Origin of the sequence: Psychrobium sp. MM17-31 (assembly GCF_022347785.1) — a bacterium.
Classification (GTDB): Bacteria; Pseudomonadota; Gammaproteobacteria; order Enterobacterales; family Psychrobiaceae; genus Psychrobium.
Genome location: NZ_JAKRGA010000002.1, coordinates 75,330 through 96,769, shown reverse-complemented (window position 1 = coordinate 96,769; position 21,440 = coordinate 75,330). Strand labels below are relative to the sequence as shown.

The window sequence follows — 21,440 nt, the reverse complement described above, 5'->3', positions numbered from 1 at the left end:
TGAGATTATTTTAATCGTTTTAATGATATAAGTTTTTCAAATAGTGCTCTTGTGGCCACTGAGCATCTCTCTGTATCTTCTATCCCTAGCCAAGCCAATTCTTCTATTTCTGCATTTACCGTTAATGTTCCGCTGTAATTAGCTGTGAAACAGGAAAGCTCAACTAAGGTGCCAGCAGGTTTACCATCAGCTGGAGATGTAACAGTGCAACACTTGGCAATTGAACTTTCAATAAGTGAGACAGATAGCTCTTCCTTAATCTCCCTGATAAGGGCTTGCTCTATAGATTCGTTAGCCTCAATTTTACCACCCGGCACATAAAATAACGTTTTGCCTGTTGAGCGTACGCAAAGTAACTTTCTGTCTTTAATTGTTATCCAAGCGGCTTTTTTAATGATGTTGTTCACGTCGTTTCCTTTGTATTTGTTGTATTAAAATCTGATTTGATAATGACGATGCCGCCAAAAACAAGCACACAGCCAATGAGTGGGGTTATTGCCATTCCGTGTGAAAAGCCTTGTTGAAATAAGCTAATCACTGTTCCACTAAAGAGTTGGCCAGATATTATTAACAGCGCAGTGAGTGTCGCGCCCAATTTAGTGACCACAAAGGCATTAATAGCAACAAAAAGAGCGCCAATGATGCCTCCTGACCATGCCCACCAAGGTGCATTAAATAGGAGAGTGCTGATACCGGAACTACTAACTAAGCAGATAACGCTGAGGACGACTAAACCCACCAAATGATTCCAATAGGCGGCATGAAAAGCATCGGTATCTTGCGCTAATCTACCGTTTATAACGCGGCACATGCTTATTACCACACCGTTGCACAAAGCGATTAAACACAACGTAATCATTAGTATTGCGCTCCCATAATCATAACAATACAACCGCTGAAGGTAAGACAAATGCCAAGAATATCTTTAAGCATCGGCTTCTTTCGGTTAGAGCCAAATAATCCGTAATAATCGCTAATTATGCCAAATAGCAACTGTCCGAACATAACAAGTGCAATGGTGACAGCTAGACCGAGTTGGCTATTAACAGTGATTGCCGCTAATACCACGGTAAAAGCGCCAAAAATACCACCGCTATAGGCCCACATTGGGATTTTTCGATGATGAGATATTTTGTTTGAGGTGGAGAAATAAAGAGTCGTAATCACCATTAAAATTAGTGAGACAATAGTGCCAATTAGGTGCGCTACCCAAGATGCGCCAACGGCAGAACTATATTTTGCCAACTCGCTATTTGAGGCGATCATTAGCGCTAATAAACAGCCGCCACTAAAGGCAATTAGGTAATTAAATAAACCTTGTTTCATTTGTTAATCTGTTGATGTTTAGGATACGAAGATTATATTTTGTTTCCTGATAGTTGATAATTGTGTAAATTGGAATAACTTTGTTTCCTCAGGGTTGACAGAAATGTCTGTATTTACAAATATTCCAATTTTACATGCCGTTATTCAAGCGGGCAGTTTCTCGGCTGCTAGCCAACAACTTGGTATGACAAAATCCGCTGTCAGTAAAAGAATTAAGACGCTTGAAGAAGAGCTAGGCGTTAAGTTGATTCAGCGCACCACTCGAAAGTTAAGCCTCACCGAAGCTGGGGAGTTGTATTACGGTTATATCGCTCAAGCACAAGCTCTAATTCAAGATGGTCAAGATGTAGTTAATAGCCTGCAAGGTTCGCCAAAAGGGCTACTAAAAGTAAGCTTACCGATGGTTTTTGGCCAAAAGCATGTAGCACCTCTGTTAGCTGAATTTTCCCGCCGTTACCCTGATATTGAGCTTGTTATTACCTTAGACGATAGAGTCGTTGATTTACTTGCCGATCAAATAGATGTGGCGATTCGTATCGGAGCATTGCCTGATTCGACCTTAATCGCTAAGAAACTATCGCGCTGTCGCAGTGTTTTGTGCGCTTCTCCTGATTATATTGAACAAGCAGGGATGCCAACAGAACTGTCGCAACTTAAAAAGTACAACTGTTTGTTTTATTCCTATTTTCGAGCGGGAATAGAATGGAGTTTCACTGGCCCCAACGGTATTGAACGCATTAAGCCGCAAGGCAATATGCAAGTTAATAACAGTGAAGTGCTTAAGCAACTATTGCTTGATGGAGTCGGTGTTTGCCAAATGCCACTATTTATCGTCGAGCCATATTTAAAAAGCGGTGAGTTAGTCACTTTATTAGACGATTACACATTGCCAGAGCACGGAATTTACGCCGTTTATCCCGAGCGGGAATACATGCCGGAAAAGCTAAGAGTTTGGTTAGAATTCTTAGGGGAAAAAATGGCTGATAAAGATGAGGTTTGGTGATGTTAAGTATCATTTTAAGGCTATATTCGTTAGCTATTCCTTGCTAAAATACTTCCTTTATTTTTCCTAAATTACAGGCAACCAATGCACGCAGGCAATAACGATCCACTTCACGGCTTAACTCTGGAAGCTATAGTAACCGCATTGGTTGACCATTATGGGTTTAAGGCGCTGAGTCGCCAGATTGAAATTCGCTGTTTTTATCACGAGCCTAGTGTGAAATCGAGTTTGAAGTTTTTGCGAAAAACGCAATGGGCGCGTACTAAAGTTGAAGAGCTATATATCTCGACTTTTAGTGATAAAAAGCCAACGAGAAAGCGTAATTCATCGCATGCAAACAAAACTGCAGAGCGCAAGAGCCGTTCAACTAGCGATGGTGGCTTTGTTTGGCCAAGTATTAAAGATTAGTCCCCAGCCTTCATTGAATGTGTTACATCTTGAAACACATTCAATGTCCTAAATATCTGTTCTATAAAGTGCTTTTTTCAAAATTGTGATATAACAAGGTCACAAAAATCCAGCATAGCTGGTTCCAATCTCAACGGAAAGAGCACATAACAATGAAATTTACCCCCACTAAATTGGCAATTGCCAGTGCGTTAGCCATTAGTTCGCTATCGTTAACAGGTTGTATGACAACCGACAATTCAATTTCAACCGTTCGCACCATGGAGCAAAATGCACCAGTGATCCGCGAGTTCAATGAAGCACTCTCTGAGAAATACTCGGTGATGCGTGAGCAGCAAATTAGCGACGTGGCGTATGAGTTGTATTTTAATCTCGATAATAAGAAAAAATCTTACAACGGTAAGACGTTAATTGAATTTAACTTATCGAAAGGCAACAAGTCTCCAGTCACTGTTGATTTTGATTCTGGCACTGTCGATGCGGTGAAGGTTAACGGCAAGCCTGTCGCTTTTGATTATGAGAAATGGTTTATTACTATCGATCCTTCGGTGTTTAATCCGGGGAAAAACGCGATAGAAATTGTTTATAACCGTCCATACGAAACCGATGGCTCTGGCTTACATCGCTTTGAAGACCCAGCTAACGGTGATGTTTATCTTTATTCTGATTTTCAGCCGTATGCAGCTAATCAAATGTTCCCGCATTTTGATCAGCCAAACCTAAAAGCGACGTTTAAAGTTAAAGTTGATGCGCCGAGTCATTGGCAAATTATTTCAACCACTCGCGAAACTAAGATCACTGAGAAAGATGGCGTTAAACACTGGGATTTCCCAATTTCGGCCAAAATCTCTAGCTATGTATTTGCACTCCACGCAGGTAAATACGCGGTATGGGAAGATGTTTATCACGGCAAGACTGGCGATGTTCCACTGCGTTTATTCGCTCGTCAAAGCATGGCGGAATACGTTAATACCGAAGAGTGGTTCACGCCGACTAAGCAAAGCTTTAAATTCTTTAACAACTACTTTGAAATTCCATATCCGTTTGGCAAATACGATCAGGTGATGGTGCCAGATTACAATTCCGGCGCAATGGAAAACGTGGCTGCGGTAACCTTTAACGAGAGTTTTATTTCTCGTGGTGCTAAAACAGAAGCACAGCGTTTATCACTAGCAGATACTATCGCCCATGAAATGGCACACATGTGGTTTGGCGATCTCGTGACCATGGATTGGTGGAACGGCTTATGGCTCAATGAGAGTTTTGCCAGCTACATGGCGGTGCTTGCGTTAGAAAAAGGCTCTGACTTTGAGAATGTGTGGGACGACTTCTACACGGGCTTTAAACAATGGGCATATAGCACCGATCGTTCGGTAAATACTCACGCGATAGAACTACCTGTAGCAACAACGCGCGAAGCGATGGAAGTATTCGACGGTATCACTTACGGTAAAGGTGCCTCTGTATTAAAGCAAGTGCCTAAATACCTTGGTGAAGAAAACTTCCGCAAAGGGGTAAGTAATTACCTGAAGAAATATTCGTATAAAAACACCACACTAAATGACTTTATTACGTCGTTGGCTGAGGCGTCTAATACCGATCTTACGCAATGGACACAAGATTGGCTTTATAAAGCGGGTTTAAACACCATCGAGGTGAGCTATCAGTGTAATGCCGGTGTTATCGACTCATTTGCCATCAAACAAACGGCACCAGAGCAATATCCAACGCTGCGTCAGCAGCGCGTGAATGTTGGCTTGTTTAACTATGACAATGGCACCATGAAGTTAACAGGTGAAATGCCTGTTACCTATAAAGGTGCGATGACTGATGTTGCCTCGATGAAAGGTAAACAGTGTCCTGATTTAGTATATCCAAATCTCGATGACTGGGGCTATGTGCAAGTCAATCTCGATAAGCGTTCACTCGCTACGCTAAACAAGCATATCAACGATTTTGAAAGCCCATCACTGCGCTTAATGTTGTGGCAAAGCTTGTCTGATAGTGTGAACGATGCACAGTTATCACCAGCGACTTTTGTCGATTTTGCACTGGCCAATCTTGAAGGCGAGAAAGATCTTAACGTTATTCGTTCAATCTCTGGCAAGCTTAGTGGTGCACTTGGCTATTTAGGTACTGCTACCCAGTTAGGCGTTGCTGATTTTAATGCCAAGCGGAACCAAGTGAATGATTTTTACTTTAAGCAACTACAAAACGCGCAAGCGGGCAGTGACTTGCAGCAATTGTGGTTTGGCCGTTTCTTGTCGACGACTCGCACGCCAGCACAGCTTGCTAAATTAGAAGATATTCTCGACGGTAAACTAACGTTTGCTGGCTTGAAGATCGACCAAGATAAGCGCTGGCGTATCGTTCGCACCTTGAACCACCGTCAAGTAGGTGATTACAAGGCGCGTTTAGCGGCAGAAGTTAAGCGTGATAAATCTGATTTGGGGGCGAAAAACGCTATCTTAGCCGAAGTTTTACGTCCAGATCCTAAGGTTAAAGAAAAGTGGTTTGATATTATTATCAATAACCCTGATAACCTTAAGCTAGCGACACTGCGTTATGCAATGTGGGGAATTTTCCCAGGCAATCAAAAAGCTCTCGAAGCGCCATATAAAGAGCGTATTCTAGCGCACATTGAGAAACTTAATGACGAAGGCAACCTCATGCTATTAGGTGCTTTTGCTGGCGCGATGTTACCAACGTCTTGTACTGCTGAAAGTCATCAAGAGCTTGGTGAATTAGTTGAAAAGTATCAAGGCATGAAGCCACAAGTACTTAAAGGCGTGAAGCGCAGCCATCAGGAAATCGGTCGTTGTGTTAAGGTTTTAGAGTTACTTAAGTAGAAACTGAAATATTCATCGTCTATAAAGCGCTGTTTAGTTATCTAAACAGCGCTTTTTTTATGGCTAACTTAAAATAGACAGATTAAGATAGCTATCAATGTTAATTCCTTTAAAAAGAGCGCGTTATGATTGACCAAGAAATCGCCCAATTTGAAAAATACTACAACATGTTGATGGAATACCTCCTGACCTACAGCATGCAAATTGTTGGTGCGATTTTCATACTTATCATCGGCTTATGGATTGCTAAGAAGGCAGCAGCATTAGTTGCAAAAGTAATGACACGCCACAATGTCGATATCACGCTAACCAACTTTGTAAGTAGTGTGGTAAAGGTACTGATAATCATCGGTGTAGTTGTGATATGTCTTGGAAAAATCGGCATTAGCGTGACGCCATTTGTCGCTGCTATTGGTGCGGCATCGCTAGGTGCGGGCCTTGCGGTACAGGGAATGCTGGCCAACTATGGCGCTGGTTTAGCTATTATTGCGACACGACCCTATGTGGTTGGCGATACTATCGAAGTGAAGGGGGTTAGTGGTCAGGTTAAAACCATCGATTTAGGTCATACGGTGTTAGTTAACGAAGAAAACGTCGAAATTACCATTCCCAATAAGCATGTCATTGGCGAAATTCTCCATAACTCGAATGAGTTTTCACTAGTGAAAGGCGAAATTGATATTGCATACAACGCCTGCTCTGATACCGCTATTTCGCTGATTGAATCGGTGTTAGCTCAGCATGACAACGTTGCTGATGCTCCGCAATGTAAAGTAGGTATCGAAGCCTTTGCTGCTAGCGGAGTCACTATTAGCTATCGTTACTGGGTACCAACGACGAAGATTATTGAAACGAAATTGGCGGTTAATCGCTTGGTTTATCAAGCCATGAACGAAAATAACATTGAAATTCCATTCCCGCAGCGGATAGTGACTATTCAACAACAAGATGCGTCGTAACGACATCGCGAGAGGATTATTAGCTTGATCAAATTTTCATTTGTGCCGCTTAAAAAGCTATCGGCAACGCAGTTAAATGACATCGATTATCGCGTTGAATCAGAAGAGGTCATCACACTGGCCTCGGAAACTGAGCTTGTAATGTTAATGGAAATGTTTGGCTCGACTCTGACTAAAACTGAGCTTGCAGGTGTTGAAGGCGCTGGCGCTATTTGGCTGATCGATAAAAAACTCAAACCACAGACTGAAGCTTCAATCGATAGTTTTTACAACCAATGGCTGGCCAAATCTAAACGCAATAACGACTTTGGTGAGTTTTGCCAACTTGTATCCTTTAATAGCTTTATTGGCGAATTGAATAAGGGCAAAGTTAAGGTGGTCATAACGTTGACTTAATAGAGTCGACTTTCATGAGTTACGCTTAAATAAGGAAAGATATGCGTATTACTATATTGTTTTTATTAATATTTTGTAGTTTCTATTGCTTTAGCGCAGAAGATAAAAAGAGGAAGCAGTTAGAGTTCAAAAATATAACGATGCAATTTGGGAGCAAGCGCGAAGAAGAGCTGTTTGCTTTAAGAGCAAATGTTATTTCTGCCAAGATTAGTAATGGCAATAGTTTGTGTGATGTTTTCGGAGAAAATTACCAGCTAGCACAAGCTAAGCTAGCAGAGCTTGTTGCGCAATCGACTGAAGAAGACTCTCGATATATTGTAGAGGCTGCTGTAATGGCGAACAGTCTAAAAGATGTTAAGCGACTTGTAAAAAATGGCGCGCCATTAGTTACTCATAAATACACTTGGGGACTGAGTCTGTTACATATTGCTGCTATAGAAGCTAATCCTGAAGTCATTAAATATCTCAACTCAGCAGGTTTCGATATTAATTTTGCCATTCCTGAAACAGGTATGACACCCCTTCATTTAGCCGTAAATTCTAATCGACTCGACAACATCAAAGCGCTTATTGCATTAGGAGCAAATATAAACGTGCTATCTAAAGACGGTGTTTCTCCCATCTTTTATACATTCGCTTGTAAAGATCAAAAAACGTTTGACTATTTAGTGAAACAGGGAGCTATTATCGATGAAAAGACTAGAAAGGTCGCTAAGTCGAGAGGTCTTACCGTTAATTAAATTTAGAATTTAATCTGCTGTGAGGGTAAATTGAGAATTCTATAAATTGATAACTAGCTCGCAATTTATCTTAAAAATATCAACAACACTAATGACTTAGTATTCTATTGCAGTTAGTTTAAATACTCCGTTTTATAAATTTGCATTGCACTATCTACAACAAAGCAATAAATACAAGGCTACAGCAAGGCAATAAATACAAGGAATACTAAGACGATGTTTGATCACAATTACCCTCGCGATTTAATCGGTTACGCCAACGACCCAGTTAATCCTAAATGGCCGAATAACGCCAAGGTTGCACTGCAATTTGTTTTAAATTACGAAGAGGGCGGTGAGAATTCGATTCTCCATGGTGATGAAGCTTCTGAAGTATTCCTCTCTGACATGGTTAATCCACAAGCCTTTGTCGGCCAACGTCATAAATCGATGGAATCTTTGTATGAATACGGCTCGCGCGTTGGCGTATGGCGTATTTTAGAGCTGTTTAAAGACTTTGATGTGCCTGTTACTATTTTCGCCGTTGCTATGGCTGTTGCGAGAAACCCGAAACTTGCTGAATATCTCGCGCAGCACAATTATGATATTTGTTCACATGGCTATCGCTGGATCAGTTACCAAAATATTGAAGAGTCTGTCGAGCGCGATCATCTGTATAAAAGTATCGAAGTGTTAGAGCAGATGATTGGCAAACGTCCTCTTGGTTGGTATACGGGGCGCGACAGTGAAAACACCCGCAAACTAGTGGTCGAAGAAGGCGGCTTTTTGTATGACAGCGATGCCTATAATGACGACCTACCGTATTTCGCCCCAGAAATTACCAGCAAACAGCACTTAGTTATTCCTTATACGCTCGACAATAACGACATGCGCTTTTTACCACATGGTTTTTCTTATTCCGATCAGTTCTTTAATTACCTTAAAGACAGCTTTGACGCCTTATATTTAGAAGGTCACAAAGCGCCAAAAATGATGTCGATCGGTATGCATTGTCGAATTTTAGGCAAACCCGGCCGTATTATGGCCATGAGACGATTCCTCGAATATGTGACACAGTTTGACGATGTGTGGTTTGCGACGCGTGAAGACATCGCTAAGCATTGGTTGAAGAATGTTGCTGGTGTAAAAAATGTAAATATCTAATCGCGTCCATTGTGTAAACCAAGAGCAAACCATAGAGTTTCCGTTTTTATTTGTTGGAGATTGATATTTATGTCGTCACTACTGATTGTTCATTCGAAATTAACAGATCCAGTTGCTTTTCAAGATTATGTGGCTGCGGCAGAAAGTTCTTTAGAGCAATACAATGGCAGCTATTTACTCGGCGGTAGCTTAAATGCTGTATTGGAAGGGAGCCATAACAAAGAGCGTACTGTTATTTTTAAGTTTCCTAGCTCAGAGCAAGCAAAACGATGGTATAACAGCGAAGAATATCAGCAAGTTAAACACCTGCGTGATGGTGCTGGCGAGTTTGATTTTGTATTAATTGATTCGTTTTAATTGCAATTAATCAATGAGTTAGAAATAACTTATTGAGGTATAACTTCCCGAATTTTCAACTAACGAAAATTCGGGAGAACTCCCTCCCCAATTTTTTTGCTGAGATTATAACCACTCGTAACAGTAGCTATCATTAATTCTTGATTGCCTCTAGAGCTGTAATCCGTATACAAACTTCCATGATTTGTATAACTGACTTTAGCTGGCTTGCTCCTATACTGATTTTCGTTAACTAATACGAATTGAGAAAACAGTGAGGAGTTATTCATGAACTGGACTACAGAAAATATCCCGAGTCAGGCAGGCAAACGCGTATTAATCACTGGGGCCAATAGCGGAATTGGATTAGAAACAGCTAAGATGCTTGTTTCTAAAGGTGCTGAAGTTATTTTAGCGGTGCGAAACCTCGATAAAGGTAAACTGGCACAACAAGAAATTTTGGCCTTGGTTCCATCGGCTAACACTAGTGTAATCGCGCTTGATTTATCAGATTTAGATTCAGTAAATAGTTGCGTAAAACAACTCATCGAAACAGATAAGAAGATTGATGTATTGATTAACAATGCTGGTGTAATGATGTTGAATCAGCACACTAAATCGGTTCAAGGGCATGAAATTCAGTGGGCTACTAACCACCTAGGCCATTTTTCCTTTACTGCTGGACTATTGCCGCTACTCGAAAAAGCCGAACAACCGCGAATTGTTACTTTGAGCAGCTTAGTGGCCAAGATGAAAGCAGCAGATATTTATTATCAAGATCTAAATTTCGAGAAAAGATACGACAAGATGGCGGCGTACGCGCAAAGTAAGTTAGCCAACGCTATGTTCGCAGTTGAGTTAGATAAACGCCTTAAGGAATCTGGTAGCAAAGTTGTGTCAATCGCCGCACACCCTGGTTATACCGCAACAAACTTGCAACAACACATGGGGCTCTTAGGCACCGTAATGAATACTTTGATGGCACAAAAAATTGAGATGGGAGCTTTACCTACTTTGAAAGCGGCAACAGATCCATCGCTCAAGGGAGGCGAATATATCGGGCCAATGAAAATGTCGAACTATCGCGGTTACCCAGGATTTAATACACTGCCGACATCGGCTGAAGACGCTAATCACAGACAAAAACTATGGCACACAACAGAACGCATTCTCGGACTAAATTTTTTACCTCAAACTTAATTTCTATTAATTCTTTGTGGTGCAAGATGACAATGCATTGCGCCGCACAGACGGAGCTAACATGCCAAGATTACCTTTACTATTTATTGCGCTGTATTTTGCCTTTGGCGGCATTAGCCATTTTGCAAATCCACAATTTTTCACAGCAATGATGCCAGATTATTTGCCCTATCATGCAGAGTTAGTTGCGATTACCGGCGTTTTTGAATTACTGGGAGCTGTAGGTATTCTACTTGCTAGAACTCGTCTCGCGGCTGGTTATTGTTTAATAGCATTTATGCTGGCGGTATTGCCGGTCCATATTCATATGTCAGTGAATGCCCAGCATTTTAGTGACATTCCAGCGCTGGTTTTACACTTTAGAATAGCGTTACAATTTGTATTTATAGCCTTTGTATGGTGGGCAATATCACCTGAGCGCAAAAGCGAAAATATAATTCAAAAAACAGTAAAATAGTCGACTTATGCCTAACTTGATAGAAATAAATAGCGTTGAAGAAGCGGTTAAAATGTACACCGGAAAAGCGGTGCAACACCCGCTTATCCACGTCGTTGACTTAGCAGATACACAGATCCTTCCTGAGTTTCTAAATACTAGAATTTGCAGTAATTTTTATAGCTTGGTACTTAAAGTTAACGCGAGTTCAAAGGTCCAATACGGTCGCAATAGGTACGATTTTAGTAGTGGCGTCATCACGGCTTATGCGCCTGGACAAACAATTCAAATTGATGAGGAGTACAAGCCGGGAGAACTCATAGGCTGGTCGGTAATGTGGCATCCCGATCTTTTTCTCAATCATCCGTTGCAAGAGAAGATCAAGAAATATGGTTATTTCTCCTATGATGTTTGTGAGGCACTACATGCGTCAGATAAAGAGCAAAACACGCTCAATCAGATGGTGGGGGAAATCAAGCGAGAAATTAATCAGAATCTAGATGAATTTAGTCTCGATATCATCTTATCTAGTGTCGAATTGTTACTTAAATATACGGATCGTTATTTTAATCGACAGTTTTTGACACGTAAGCCCTTTTATCAAGACAGTGTAGAGCGCTTTTCCAAGTTAGTTAACGCGCATTTAGACAGCGCAGTAGAGCAAGAGTCAGGCTTGCCAACGGTTAATCAATTAGCCATGGCGATGAATATGTCTCCCAATTATATGAGCGACTTGTTGCGTAAACAAACGGGCAAAAGTGCGCAAGAATTGATTCACCATCAACTAATCGAAAAGGCCAAATATCGCTTGCTCAACAGCGACGACAGTGTAGCTACTATCGCCTATGGTTTAGGTTTTGAATATCCTCAGTATTTCAGCAGGATATTTAAGAAAAAAACTAATATGACACCACAACAATTTCGCTCTATTCATTAACTCCCACTTCTACCTTCGACACAAATTAATAGAAGCAGTGATTCGTGTTGAAGGTCTATTCTCAATTACTGAACTATGTTTACTGAATTTCGTTCGTAGTTTACTGATAACCAACTCCTTTATTGATTTTGTTCAAATTTTAGCGCTAAAGTAAGAATAAACTACTGGCTTTTTACGAATAACGGATGCTATCCTTTATTTTTTCTTCTTGGATCTTAAATGCCTAAAGTTAGCCAACAACAAGCGCAGCTAACACGTCAGCGAATTATCGACTGTGCGCTGGAGATTTTATTATCTCAAGGTGTGTCAGCTCTAACCTTTACCAATCTTGCTAACAAAGCCGCTATCGGGCGTTCTAGCATTAATGCTCATTTTAAAAAGAAAGACGATTTACTCGCTGAATTACGACCGCAGATTTCAATAATTATTCGCGATGCATTGTGTTTCGATAATCCCGATGTTTTTTACGATTCTTGGGTTAGTGCGATTAAATCCAATCACCAGTTTAGGCAAGCCATCGATAATGCAAAATGGTTCGTTGATACCGATACAGGAATTGAACGTCTCATTGCATCTTTCAAATCAGGTACTCGAGAAGAAATAGAAAAAACAATATACACAGCAATGGGTTATGCTCTTGTTAACTTACCCAAATATCAGTCCATATCAGCTCCTACGGAGGAACTATGAAATTAACCAAACTCGCCATGGTGATGTCTCTTATTATCACCTTGCCATTGATTGGCGGTTGCCAAGACGACACCAAGGCAACAGTAAAAGACGCTAAAGAAGTTATTCGTCCTGCCAAACTCATTAAAATCGGTCAGGTACAAACAAGTCATTTTTTGAATTTCCCAGCAGTTATTGAAGTGAGCCAGTCGTCGCAATTGGCGTTTCAAGTGAGCGGTAAGGTAGACACTTTAGCGGTGCGCGATTCTGATGAAGTCAAGCAAGGTGATGTACTAGCACAGCTTGATAAACGCGATTATCAATCAAAGCTCAATGTTGCTAAAGCACAGTTTGAAAACTCGAAAGCAGAATACGAGCGCGCGAAACAGTTAATGGACACCAAGGTTATTTCTAAGAGTGAACTAGCCCGTAAGAAAACTGATTACGAAGTGACACAGTCGCAAATGGTCAGTGCACAAAAGGCACTCGATGACACCACATTAAGAGCGCCATTTACTGGCAACGTGGCCAATGTACTGATCGAGCCACAAGAAACCATTCAAGCGGGACAAACGGTAGTGACCTTGTTATCGCTTGCTAAGCTGGAAGCAAAAATTAACATCCCATCGAACATAATTCTGCGCGCCCCAAAAGAAGAGTCTGAAGCGCCACGTGCCTATATTGTGTTAGACGCTGCGCCAAACTTAAAGATTGATGCTTCGTTTAAAGAATTAAATCTAGAAGCTGATTTGAACTCGCAAACCTATGAAGTGGTATTTGGCTTCGACGCCATTAACGATCTTAATATCCTGCCGGGAATGAGTGCGACGTTATGGTTAGAGCCGCCGACTCAAGCTAAAAAATCGAGTAATATCGCTGTGCCATTAACGGCAATCGGTTCAAATGGCGACGCAACCTTTGTGTGGGTTGTCGATGAGAAAACCATGGCGGTGAGCAAACGCGATGTGGTGCTAAAACCGGGCGTTGGCGCGAATTTAGAAGTAGTTAGCGGCTTAGCCAAAGGCGAAACCATAGTCGCTGCTGGCATCGACTCATTAGTGCAGGGCACTAAAGTACGCGCGTGGGTGAAAGACTAATGACTTCACCTTCATTTTACTTATCCAATTGTGAGAGCGTGCTATGAATATTGCAGAGTTTTCCATTAAAAATCAGATCTTAAGTGTCATTATTATCTTGCTGTCGTTAGCTGGTGGTTGGCAGGCCTATCAGAATATGGCGCGTTTTGAAGATCCCGAATTTACTATTCGCACCGCGGTTATTTTCACCCAATATCCCGGTGGCAGTCCTGAGCAGGTGGCACGCGAAGTCACAGAACCACTTGAAACAGCCTTGCAACAATTGCAAGAAGTGAAGGAAGTGCGCTCTAAATCGTCGGCGGGTGTTTCTGAAATCAATGTTGATGTGAAATACGAGTTTTCGAAAAACAAAGAAGACCTGCAGGTAATTTGGACCAAGATCCGTAACAAAATAAAAGACGCTCAGCGCTCGTTGCCATCACAAGCATCTACGCCAATTGTTAATGACGACTTTGGTGATGTGTACGGTCTGTATTACTTCATTACTGGTCCTGATTATTCACCGGCGGAGCTGCGTACATACGCTAAGTCGCTGCAAAAAGAGCTATTGCAAATTAAAGGTGTTGCCAAAGTAGCGTTAGCAGGTGAACAACAAGAAGCCATTTTTGTCGAGATTTCTCGTGATACTGCTGCCGTATTAGGTGTCTCTATCTCTAAACTATATGAGATTCTAGGGGCGCAAAACGAAGTAGTTGCAGCGGGCAATGTGGCCATTGGCGATCAACGGTTGATTATCGACCCGTCTGGCGGCATCGACTCGATTGAATCGATTAAAAACTTACTAGTTTCAACCAGTGCCGACGGCAAGATTACTTATCTTAAAGATATCGCCAAGGTGTATCGCGGTTACAAAACGCCTACTAGCCAGTATATTCGCTACAACCAGCAAGAGGCTATCGCATTAGGTGTCAGTAATGTTGCTGGCGGTAATGTTGTGGTCATGGGCGAGGCGGTAAATGCCAAGCTCGCTGAGTCAATTAGCCGCCGTCCGATTGGCATGGAAGTTCACGAATATTACCATCAAGGCAGTATTGTAGAGGCGTCCGTTGATAATTTCGTGTGGAACGTTATTGCAGCGCTAGCTATCGTCATTGTCACTATTTTCTTATTCATGGGGATTCGCAGTGCCGTGGTTATTGGCTTTATCTTGCTACTGACCATTGGCGCGACACTTGCCACTATGAATATGATTAATATTCCAATGCACCGTATCTCGCTGGGCGCGCTTATTATTGCCTTGGGGATGATGGTTGATAACGCCATTGTTGTTACTGAAGGAATTTTAGTTGGCCTTAAGAATGGCGCTAAGAAACTGCAAATTGCCAAAGATATTGTTAGTCAAACTAAATGGCCGCTACTAGGCGGCACGCTTGTTGGCATTATTGCCTTTGCACCTATCGGTTTCGCACCGGGTGAAACGGCGGAATACACTGGCGACTTGTTCTGGGTGGTAATGATTTCACTGATGTTTAGCTGGATATTCGCTATCACCCTTACGCCATTAGCCTGTTACTGGTTATTGCCACAGAATAGCGATGATGAAGCTGCCAATAAGCCAAGTACCTTGGCGGTAAAATACAAAGGCTTTATGCGCACCATCTTGCACTTTAGATGGCCTGTTATCTTTATCTCAATTGCTTTATTTGGCGCGTCAGTGTGGGGCGCAAAGTACATGACGCAAGGCTTCTTCCCGCAATCGACTACGCCGCAAATGGTGATTGATTACTGGTTGCCTGAAGGCACTAAAATCGAAAAGACAGCCGAAGACATGAAGGTGATTGAGCAGTATGTCAGTAAAATGGATGGTGTTAATGCCGTGCAAACACTCATCGGTAGTGGCGGTTTACGCTTTATGCTGACCTATGGCTCAGAGCCTGCCAATGGCGCTTACGGTCAATTGTTGGTGCGTGTTGATGATTACAACGAAATCAACGGCATGCTGCCGCAGGTGCAAGATTATATCGCCAAGAACTTCCCAACGGCGCAAGCAAAAGCATGGCGTTTTGTATTAGGTCCTGGTGGCGGCTCAAAAATTGAAGCGGTGTTTAAAGGAAACGATCCAAAAATTCTGCGTCAATTGGCTAATCAAGCGAAAGACATTATGGCCAGCGACAGCGAAAGCTTGTCGGTAAAAGACGATTGGCGTCAGCCTGTTGCCGTTATCGAGCCGATTTATTCAGAGTCTAAAGGCCGTCGTGCTGGTATTTCTCGTCAAGACTTAGCCAATGCGTTGGCAGATTATTACTCGGGTAAAACCGTGGGTGTTTATCGTGAAAACGAAGATTTAATTCCGATTATCTCTCGTGTACCTGACTCGCAAAACGCGACCATTGACGATATTTACAACATCCAGGTGTTAAGTTCAGCAACTGGTCGCTCGGTGCCTATCGCGCAAGTGACAAATGGCTTTAGAACCATTTGGCGCGATGGCATCATTCGCCGTGAAGATCGCGTCTTTACCATCACCGCGCAGTGTGATCCTATCGCTGGCGTGCCTGCATCGGTGCTACAAGCACGTATTCAATCGCAAATCGAAGCGATTGAATTACCAGACGGTTACACCTTAACGTGGGACGGTGAAGCGGGGAACTCGTCAGAATCGTCAAACGATTTAATGTCGACTATTCCACTAGGCTTATTGGCGATGGTGTTGGTAGTGGTAATACTGTTTGGCAAATTACGTCAGCCGATTGTGATCTGGCTAGTAGTGCCACTGTCGTTTATCGGCGTAGTATTTGGCCTTGTAGTTACTGGTATTCCACTTGAATTTATGGGCATCTTGGGTGTGTTATCACTTTCTGGATTGTTGATCAAAAACGCTATCGTGTTGGTGGATCAAATGGATATTGAAATTGCCGATGGCAAGGCGCGTTTCGATGCCGTTATCGATTCAGCAACTAGCCGTGTTCGTCCGGTAATGATGGGTACACTAACCACAGTACTTGGCGTTATCCCACTGTTTTTCGACGCCTTCTTCCAGTCGATGGCTGTAGTATTGGTGTTTGGTCTAACATTCGCCACCCTGTTAACTCTGCTGCTCATCCCTGTGCTCTATTCGGTGTTTATGCGCATTAGCGATAAAGAAACTGCTTAACAATCGAGTTTAGTTAGGCTAGAACGAAAAGCGCTTACCTAGGTAAGCGCTTTTTTTATTATCAGCAGTTGGCTGATTACATCATTTTAAAGTGAAAATATTTTTCGGTAATTTTTTGATAATCGCCGTTGTTAATAGTTGCTTTTATTGCGTCATTGAGCCGCTGTTTTAACTTGTCTTGACCTTTTAAAAGTCCAGCGCCAACACCGTATCCTTGAATTTCTGCATCAATGGGTAATTGCTGAGTGATTTCACAACAATTTCCGTCGTGTGTATCGAGAAAACGATCGACTGTGATTGCGTCTTCAATCAGGGCATCTATTTTCCCTGATATTAGGTCACGCTTAGCATTATTAATAATCGTACGTGATGATGAGTGATACATTTTTGTTTGAATATTAGCTAAGTATTTCTGGGCGTAAATTTGTGGTATCGAGGTGACCCTTAAGCCTAATATGATGTCTTCTATCGGCTTACTTGGCGCCGAATCTTCCTTTTTCTTACTCAGTACTAGCAATGGCGTATGATAGTAACGATCTGTAAAATCTATTCTTTCAAAAAGTCTTGGGGTGATTTCGTAAGAAGACATAATCACGTCAATTTTCTTGTTAGATAAAGATTTTAGTAAATCGTCAGATGGAACAGGTTTTAGACGACATTGGAGCTTAGCTTGCTTACAGATTGCGTCAATCAATTCAATTTCAACCCCTTGCCAAGGGCCGTTTAAGTTACGATAGCTAAACGGTGGGTTTGGTTCTTTGCTAATACCTACAACGATCGTTTCCGCTGAAAGAGATACGGAGAATAGTAGGGATAATAATCCAAGCTTTAATTGAGTGATATCCATGAAGTATTACACTTTTTCAATAGTTTATATTTTCTTAGATAGTATTATTATTCGAATAACTTAAACAAGAGCCAATAATAATCGATGATTGAAACGTTTAAACAATGGTTTTTAGAAATCCGCCAGCAGGCAATAGACACCAAGAAACAAAAAGCGCAAGCTAAAGGGGATGAATCGAAATGGCGACACGAGATTTGGGCAAGCCCGCAAAAGAATAAGGATATCAAAACGCGATTTGCCATTGAAGGCGATGCGCGAGGATTTAAAGCAAGACCGTCTCACTTAACTAATGCTGGTGAATGGCTTTATGATTTTGTATGGCGTGAATTTGATGACGAAAATAACTTAAAGCGTGTTGTCCTTACTATGGAAATTGAAGTCTCGGATTATCACTTTCGCTATGATTTCAATAAGCTATTACAGGCTGACTCTGAATATAAGATCATGGTGTTTCAAGTCAAAACACCAACTGAAATAGAAGAAGTATTTGACTCTCTGCAACGCTCAGTCGACGCTTATCAATCGAAAGTTACTTGTCATTATCTTTTGGTGGGGTGGTGTACTTCCCTAAACGAGTTTTCGTTTAGGGATTTTCAAGTCAATGTAAATTAGAGATTGACTGATTCTACGCTGTTGCTAAAAACGCATCGTGATAAGCAACATTTCCTTTCGGTAATTCGCCTTGCAGTACCAATGCTTGGAAATACTCTGCTGGCACCTCTGGTAAAATTAATCCATCTTTAGGGGCAAAGCCAAAGCGCTTGTAATAGTTGTGATCGCCCAGCAATACACAACCATTGGCATTAAGGGCTTTTAATGCTGCAATAGCTTCTTTCATTAATACTGAACCGACGCCTTTTCCTTGATATTCAGGGATAACGGATATCGGGCCTAGTCCATACCAATCCATTGAACCGTCAGAAATCGTCACTGGGGAGAGGGCAATGTGGCCAACAATTTGGCTCTCGACTTCTGCCACAAGCGAGATTGAAAGAACACGAGCTTCACGTAGCGCTTTTACAATAAACTGCTCAGTATGGCCTGTGTGTGGCGCGTTTAGGAACGCAGAAACAGTTACGTCATGAATCGCTTGAATGTCGTTTGGATGTTCTTTTCTTATGGTGATGTTCAACTAGAGATACCTGTGAATTTTATTGTTTAAATTTGAGATAACCGCAAACCATATTATGCCCGACGTTTTCTAAAATAATGAAGTCTTTAATTCTATTCGGATATGTCTACCGTCGATTATCCAATTATCGACCAAAACTTGGATGTAGTGGTTTATCAGCTAACAACGTAATCGTTTAAGAATTACTAGTATTCTAAATAGATTTTTGGTGGCTATAACAAAACTAAGTGGTTTGAAAATCGAGTACAAAGAAAAAAGTAAAATAATTATACACGCCAGTGCAAAGGGAATGGCGTCGCTCCTAATTTCTTGAATGTTTGTCAGCAAAAAATATAAAGCATAAGCGATTGGTACAGAAAATAAAAAAGAACAAATTAGACCTTTTAATCGGAGAAAAAAACTAAGTTCTAAGTTGTCCATTTTATTACGAGCCTTTAATGATTTTTGAGTGAAAATTAAGCAGTGATAGCAATTTTTGCAAGTTGACTTAGTCGTCTCCCGAAAAATAGCTAATCAAATCGTGCTGCTAGCTTTTTGTAAATTGCGTCTTTATCTCTTTTGCCGATCGCAAGCACATAGACAACAATTTCATCATCAATAACTTCATAAGCTAAACGATAACCTGCGGTGCGTAGTTTTATTTTATATACCGAATCATAGCCACGTAATTTAGATGCGGGCACGTGAGGATTCTCGAGACGTTCTTTTAATTTCTTCTTAAATTGGTGCTTTATGGGAGTTGCTAACTTACTCCACTCTTTTTGGGCAGCGGGAACAAATTTTAACTTATAGGTCATCGATGTTAACTTCCACAGCGTCTGATAAATCATCTCTGCGGTTTTCAACAAGCTTAGAAAGCTCGTAATCATCAATCATTTCCATTAGGAATTCATAAGTTTCAGCTGGTACTAAATACGCTGCGGGCTTATTGTGATTCAAAATAGCAATAGCAGAACCATCTGCCTCATTTAAAAGTGCAGTTGGGTTTTTCTTTAATTCTGAAATACTTGCTGAACAGTCAGCTAAAACCTGTCTCATAATGCCACCAAATTAGCGCTAAATTAAGTTCTTATTTTAGGTCTTTTTATGCTGGCTTACTACTGTTTATTTTCTAATCCTGTTTGCGTAGTAAAATATAGCAACCCTTGAAAAGACTAGTGCTTAGAATAGTTGAGTTTTAATGATGTTAGTAATAAATCAATATCGGATTGTTTGAAGCCTCTAAATTTCAAAGTGTATAAATGATTTTGATTATGAAGTTCTACGTATACTTCTTGATCGTCGTGAGGTGATCCAAATTGAAAAATATTGAGATTAATATTGGGAAGGTGATATGAAAATAGGTGTTTAGAACGGGATGTGTCCATTGTTCGAGTGAGTATGGCTATATTTGCCAATTTATATGTTTCAAGATCGGACATGAGTGATAGCTCGTTAAGGTTTATCGAATAGAGATGTTTACGCAGAGCGTAGTCAGAATTTAAATTACCCTGCCCAAACAGATTTAATAGTTTATCTGCTGATACATTTTTTTTGAGATATTCAGAGTAACTGCGCTGTGTAGTATTACGAGTAATAAGCAGAGATTTATTTTTTACCTGATTAGCGTTTGTGAGCAGTACTCTATTCGGTGTAATAAAGTCTTGGTTGTCGTGAATACTAAACTCTGTTGAAATACTGAAATTAAGCGCGAAAACCGTCATTGGCTTTGAAGGTAATTCGGTTTCGTAAACAGGTAATTCAAACTCTCTAAGTTTTAGCGTTGAAATCACTATCCCACTGTTTTTTATATTCTTATGAAGTGAATAGAGTGCGTATCCCTTGAAGGATAGAGGCACGCATATAGCGAGTAAAATTGATATAACTAGAACATTTTTCATTGATCGCACTCTGATTCGGTTCTTAGCGAAGAAATAGTTTTTCGCTGTTACATTTTATAATACGCGGATCACTTGTCCTTGATTTGAAAGCATCAGATATCTGGCTCTTTCAGTTGTTATACCCCAGTCATCGACGTCCCAACGTTGATAACCTTCGTCGGTAAGAAATATTTGTAGCTTTGTTTGAATAAAGGAATTCCAATCTTCGATTAAATTGAGAGATTCGTCTTTCTTATAGTCGTGAAAAATTTCCCCTTGTAGTTTTGTAACACCGATGGTTCCATCAAGGATTAAGCCCCTTAAAATAGATTGAACGTTTTCTTGTTCAACTCCCCGAGCGGCAAACTCCGTTTTTAATTCGTGGACTGCAGATTCTTCACTTGCAAGTAGTGCTACTAAAAAATGAATGTCGTTCGATGTTAGTTGGTCCATGGTTTATCAACATAGATATGGTTATTGAGCAATAATGAAAAATGGATCGCGCTTTGCCTAAAGCCTCTAGGGTCAATTCAACGGCAGTGCCATTTTATGCGTAAATAACTTCTTTGATTATACTTGAACCGCAATCATCGCCGAATGAAACCACTATAAAATGCTTTCTGATGAAGCCAGAGTCAATGCTATACCATGTCAGAATATTTCCATCTTCTTCAAAAGTTTCTAATGGAGCAAAAAATGTCGGCTCTTTTACACTGTCAGCGAATAATGCGATGTTTTTAATCTTGCCATTGTCTATTTTCTGCGGAAGCTTAATCTCAACAATGTAATTTGATTCTTTGAGTCTTGTTTCTATGGATAGTTTATCTCCATATTTACGATTATCTTCACTCTGCATTTCATCAGTCACAACGCAAGTAAGTGCTTCAGTATTAAATGAGATAAAGACGAAAAATAGATAGAAAAGTTTCACATGCAATTTCCTTATACAATACGATGGTGTATTTAATACGAGTAAGCTTTCAATACAAACAAGCGACTTCAAAGCTAA

General features: G+C 40.9%; 25 protein-coding genes. 15 read left to right on the top strand and 10 right to left on the bottom strand.

Annotated features, from left to right (window positions below; all coding sequences use genetic code 11):
* Nucleotides 1-5: 5 nt before the first annotated feature.
* The 3 genes from MHM98_RS04875 to MHM98_RS04865 are packed head-to-tail and all read right to left on the bottom strand — an operon-like array spanning nucleotide 6 to nucleotide 1,326.
* The gene (locus MHM98_RS04875; RefSeq protein WP_239438156.1) at nucleotides 6-407 is read right to left on the bottom strand and encodes an NUDIX domain-containing protein; all 402 of its coding nucleotides are present in this window, start codon (nucleotides 405-407) and stop codon (nucleotides 6-8) included.
* Nucleotides 404-859, bottom strand: a complete 456-nt coding sequence (locus tag MHM98_RS04870) for a DMT family transporter (RefSeq protein ID WP_275441418.1) — start codon at nucleotides 857-859, stop codon at nucleotides 404-406. Before MHM98_RS04870 ends, MHM98_RS04875 begins: the two co-directional genes overlap by 4 nt.
* Nucleotides 859-1,326 (bottom strand): DMT family transporter, encoded by a 468-nt coding sequence (locus MHM98_RS04865; protein ID WP_239438154.1) that lies wholly within the window; start codon nucleotides 1,324-1,326, stop codon nucleotides 859-861. The genes MHM98_RS04870 and MHM98_RS04865 overlap by 1 nt, the downstream gene beginning before the upstream one ends.
* Nucleotides 1,327-1,429: 103 nt before the next feature.
* Here MHM98_RS04865 and MHM98_RS04860 point away from each other — a divergent pair, with 103 nt between their 5' ends.
* The 14 genes from MHM98_RS04860 (at nucleotide 1,430) to MHM98_RS04795 (ending at nucleotide 16,593) form a co-directional block, all read left to right on the top strand.
* Entirely contained in the window at nucleotides 1,430-2,329 is a 900-nt protein-coding gene (locus tag MHM98_RS04860; protein ID WP_239438153.1) for a LysR family transcriptional regulator, read from the top strand.
* 84 nt (nucleotides 2,330-2,413) lie between these two features.
* Entirely contained in the window at nucleotides 2,414-2,737 is a 324-nt protein-coding gene (locus MHM98_RS04855) for a VF530 family protein (RefSeq protein ID WP_239438152.1), read from the top strand.
* 152 nt (nucleotides 2,738-2,889) lie between these two features.
* On the top strand, nucleotides 2,890-5,586 hold the full coding sequence (gene pepN / locus MHM98_RS04850; protein ID WP_239438151.1) for an aminopeptidase N: 2,697 nt from the start codon (nucleotides 2,890-2,892) through the stop codon (nucleotides 5,584-5,586).
* A 125-nt stretch (nucleotides 5,587-5,711) separates the two neighbouring features.
* Entirely contained in the window at nucleotides 5,712-6,545 is an 834-nt protein-coding gene (locus MHM98_RS04845) for a mechanosensitive ion channel family protein (protein ID WP_239438150.1), read from the top strand.
* Nucleotides 6,546-6,569: 24 nt separating this feature from the next.
* The gene (locus MHM98_RS04840) at nucleotides 6,570-6,941 is read left to right on the top strand and encodes a hypothetical protein (protein WP_239438149.1); all 372 of its coding nucleotides are present in this window, start codon (nucleotides 6,570-6,572) and stop codon (nucleotides 6,939-6,941) included.
* A 41-nt stretch (nucleotides 6,942-6,982) separates the two neighbouring features.
* The gene (locus tag MHM98_RS04835; protein ID WP_239438148.1) at nucleotides 6,983-7,681 is read left to right on the top strand and encodes an ankyrin repeat domain-containing protein; all 699 of its coding nucleotides are present in this window, start codon (nucleotides 6,983-6,985) and stop codon (nucleotides 7,679-7,681) included.
* Between the two features lie 216 nt (nucleotides 7,682-7,897).
* The gene (gene puuE / locus MHM98_RS04830; RefSeq protein ID WP_239438147.1) at nucleotides 7,898-8,824 is read left to right on the top strand and encodes an allantoinase PuuE; all 927 of its coding nucleotides are present in this window, start codon (nucleotides 7,898-7,900) and stop codon (nucleotides 8,822-8,824) included.
* 69 nt (nucleotides 8,825-8,893) lie between these two features.
* Nucleotides 8,894-9,181, top strand: a complete 288-nt coding sequence (locus MHM98_RS04825; protein WP_239438146.1) for a DUF1330 domain-containing protein — start codon at nucleotides 8,894-8,896, stop codon at nucleotides 9,179-9,181.
* A gap of 267 nt (nucleotides 9,182-9,448) precedes the next feature.
* Complete coding sequence (locus MHM98_RS04820; RefSeq protein ID WP_239438145.1) at nucleotides 9,449-10,360, top strand: oxidoreductase; 912 nt, start codon at nucleotides 9,449-9,451, stop codon at nucleotides 10,358-10,360.
* Between the two features lie 16 nt (nucleotides 10,361-10,376).
* A complete protein-coding gene (locus MHM98_RS04815) occupies nucleotides 10,377-10,817 on the top strand; it encodes a DoxX family protein (protein ID WP_239438144.1) in 441 nt (146 codons plus the stop codon).
* Between the two features lie 7 nt (nucleotides 10,818-10,824).
* Nucleotides 10,825-11,733, top strand: a complete 909-nt coding sequence (locus tag MHM98_RS04810; RefSeq protein WP_239438143.1) for a helix-turn-helix transcriptional regulator — start codon at nucleotides 10,825-10,827, stop codon at nucleotides 11,731-11,733.
* A 219-nt stretch (nucleotides 11,734-11,952) separates the two neighbouring features.
* Nucleotides 11,953-12,423 (top strand): TetR family transcriptional regulator, encoded by a 471-nt coding sequence (locus tag MHM98_RS04805; protein ID WP_239438142.1) that lies wholly within the window; start codon nucleotides 11,953-11,955, stop codon nucleotides 12,421-12,423.
* Nucleotides 12,420-13,499, top strand: coding sequence for an efflux RND transporter periplasmic adaptor subunit (locus tag MHM98_RS04800; RefSeq protein ID WP_239438141.1), 1,080 nt, complete (start codon nucleotides 12,420-12,422; stop codon nucleotides 13,497-13,499). The genes MHM98_RS04805 and MHM98_RS04800 overlap by 4 nt, the downstream gene beginning before the upstream one ends.
* A gap of 43 nt (nucleotides 13,500-13,542) precedes the next feature.
* A complete protein-coding gene (locus MHM98_RS04795; RefSeq protein WP_239438140.1) occupies nucleotides 13,543-16,593 on the top strand; it encodes an efflux RND transporter permease subunit in 3,051 nt (1,016 codons plus the stop codon).
* A gap of 76 nt (nucleotides 16,594-16,669) precedes the next feature.
* Here MHM98_RS04795 and MHM98_RS04790 read toward each other — a convergent pair whose 3' ends face one another.
* The gene (locus MHM98_RS04790) at nucleotides 16,670-17,440 is read right to left on the bottom strand and encodes a transporter substrate-binding domain-containing protein (RefSeq protein ID WP_239438139.1); all 771 of its coding nucleotides are present in this window, start codon (nucleotides 17,438-17,440) and stop codon (nucleotides 16,670-16,672) included.
* Between the two features lie 84 nt (nucleotides 17,441-17,524).
* Here MHM98_RS04790 and MHM98_RS04785 point away from each other — a divergent pair, with 84 nt between their 5' ends.
* Nucleotides 17,525-18,052, top strand: coding sequence for a hypothetical protein (locus tag MHM98_RS04785; RefSeq protein ID WP_239438138.1), 528 nt, complete (start codon nucleotides 17,525-17,527; stop codon nucleotides 18,050-18,052).
* A 13-nt stretch (nucleotides 18,053-18,065) separates the two neighbouring features.
* Here MHM98_RS04785 and MHM98_RS04780 read toward each other — a convergent pair whose 3' ends face one another.
* The 6 genes from MHM98_RS04780 to MHM98_RS04755 all read right to left on the bottom strand — a co-directional run bounded on the left by MHM98_RS04780 (nucleotide 18,066) and on the right by MHM98_RS04755 (nucleotide 21,362).
* A complete protein-coding gene (locus MHM98_RS04780; RefSeq protein WP_239438137.1) occupies nucleotides 18,066-18,572 on the bottom strand; it encodes an N-acetyltransferase in 507 nt (168 codons plus the stop codon).
* A gap of 509 nt (nucleotides 18,573-19,081) precedes the next feature.
* On the bottom strand, nucleotides 19,082-19,369 hold the full coding sequence (locus MHM98_RS04775) for a type II toxin-antitoxin system RelE/ParE family toxin (protein ID WP_239438136.1): 288 nt from the start codon (nucleotides 19,367-19,369) through the stop codon (nucleotides 19,082-19,084).
* Nucleotides 19,359-19,610 carry a type II toxin-antitoxin system Phd/YefM family antitoxin gene (locus MHM98_RS04770; RefSeq protein WP_239438135.1) on the bottom strand — a complete coding sequence of 84 codons (252 nt, stop codon included), beginning with the start codon at nucleotides 19,608-19,610 and terminating at the stop codon, nucleotides 19,359-19,361. Before MHM98_RS04770 ends, MHM98_RS04775 begins: the two co-directional genes overlap by 11 nt.
* A gap of 116 nt (nucleotides 19,611-19,726) precedes the next feature.
* The gene (locus tag MHM98_RS04765; RefSeq protein WP_239438134.1) at nucleotides 19,727-20,452 is read right to left on the bottom strand and encodes a hypothetical protein; all 726 of its coding nucleotides are present in this window, start codon (nucleotides 20,450-20,452) and stop codon (nucleotides 19,727-19,729) included.
* 54 nt (nucleotides 20,453-20,506) lie between these two features.
* Nucleotides 20,507-20,884, bottom strand: coding sequence for a hypothetical protein (locus MHM98_RS04760; protein ID WP_239438133.1), 378 nt, complete (start codon nucleotides 20,882-20,884; stop codon nucleotides 20,507-20,509).
* Between the two features lie 94 nt (nucleotides 20,885-20,978).
* On the bottom strand, nucleotides 20,979-21,362 hold the full coding sequence (locus MHM98_RS04755; RefSeq protein ID WP_239438132.1) for a hypothetical protein: 384 nt from the start codon (nucleotides 21,360-21,362) through the stop codon (nucleotides 20,979-20,981).
* Nucleotides 21,363-21,440 lie beyond the last annotated feature (78 nt).

Bases quoted from the DNA above. Each gene is read 5' to 3' on its own strand.
- MHM98_RS04835 (WP_239438148.1), top strand. From the start codon at position 6,983: ATGCGTATTACTATATTGTTTTTATTAATATTTTGTAGTTTCTATTGC.
- MHM98_RS04800 (WP_239438141.1), top strand. From the start codon at position 12,420: ATGAAATTAACCAAACTCGCCATGGTGATGTCTCTTATTATCACCTTG.
- MHM98_RS04870 (WP_275441418.1), bottom strand. From the start codon at position 859: ATGATTACGTTGTGTTTAATCGCTTTGTGCAACGGTGTGGTAATAAGC.
- MHM98_RS04810 (WP_239438143.1), top strand. From the start codon at position 10,825: ATGCCTAACTTGATAGAAATAAATAGCGTTGAAGAAGCGGTTAAAATG.
- MHM98_RS04865 (WP_239438154.1), bottom strand. From the start codon at position 1,326: ATGAAACAAGGTTTATTTAATTACCTAATTGCCTTTAGTGGCGGCTGT.
- MHM98_RS04820 (WP_239438145.1), top strand. From the start codon at position 9,449: ATGAACTGGACTACAGAAAATATCCCGAGTCAGGCAGGCAAACGCGTA.
- MHM98_RS04845 (WP_239438150.1), top strand. From the start codon at position 5,712: ATGATTGACCAAGAAATCGCCCAATTTGAAAAATACTACAACATGTTG.
- MHM98_RS04805 (WP_239438142.1), top strand. From the start codon at position 11,953: ATGCCTAAAGTTAGCCAACAACAAGCGCAGCTAACACGTCAGCGAATT.
- MHM98_RS04860 (WP_239438153.1), top strand. From the start codon at position 1,430: ATGTCTGTATTTACAAATATTCCAATTTTACATGCCGTTATTCAAGCG.
- MHM98_RS04765 (WP_239438134.1), bottom strand. From the start codon at position 20,452: ATGAAAAATGTTCTAGTTATATCAATTTTACTCGCTATATGCGTGCCT.
- MHM98_RS04825 (WP_239438146.1), top strand. From the start codon at position 8,894: ATGTCGTCACTACTGATTGTTCATTCGAAATTAACAGATCCAGTTGCT.
- MHM98_RS04770 (WP_239438135.1), bottom strand. From the start codon at position 19,610: ATGAGACAGGTTTTAGCTGACTGTTCAGCAAGTATTTCAGAATTAAAG.
- MHM98_RS04855 (WP_239438152.1), top strand. From the start codon at position 2,414: ATGCACGCAGGCAATAACGATCCACTTCACGGCTTAACTCTGGAAGCT.
- MHM98_RS04785 (WP_239438138.1), top strand. From the start codon at position 17,525: ATGATTGAAACGTTTAAACAATGGTTTTTAGAAATCCGCCAGCAGGCA.
- pepN (WP_239438151.1), top strand. From the start codon at position 2,890: ATGAAATTTACCCCCACTAAATTGGCAATTGCCAGTGCGTTAGCCATT.
- MHM98_RS04790 (WP_239438139.1), bottom strand. From the start codon at position 17,440: ATGGATATCACTCAATTAAAGCTTGGATTATTATCCCTACTATTCTCC.
- MHM98_RS04775 (WP_239438136.1), bottom strand. From the start codon at position 19,369: ATGACCTATAAGTTAAAATTTGTTCCCGCTGCCCAAAAAGAGTGGAGT.
- MHM98_RS04760 (WP_239438133.1), bottom strand. From the start codon at position 20,884: ATGGACCAACTAACATCGAACGACATTCATTTTTTAGTAGCACTACTT.
- MHM98_RS04795 (WP_239438140.1), top strand. From the start codon at position 13,543: ATGAATATTGCAGAGTTTTCCATTAAAAATCAGATCTTAAGTGTCATT.
- puuE (WP_239438147.1), top strand. From the start codon at position 7,898: ATGTTTGATCACAATTACCCTCGCGATTTAATCGGTTACGCCAACGAC.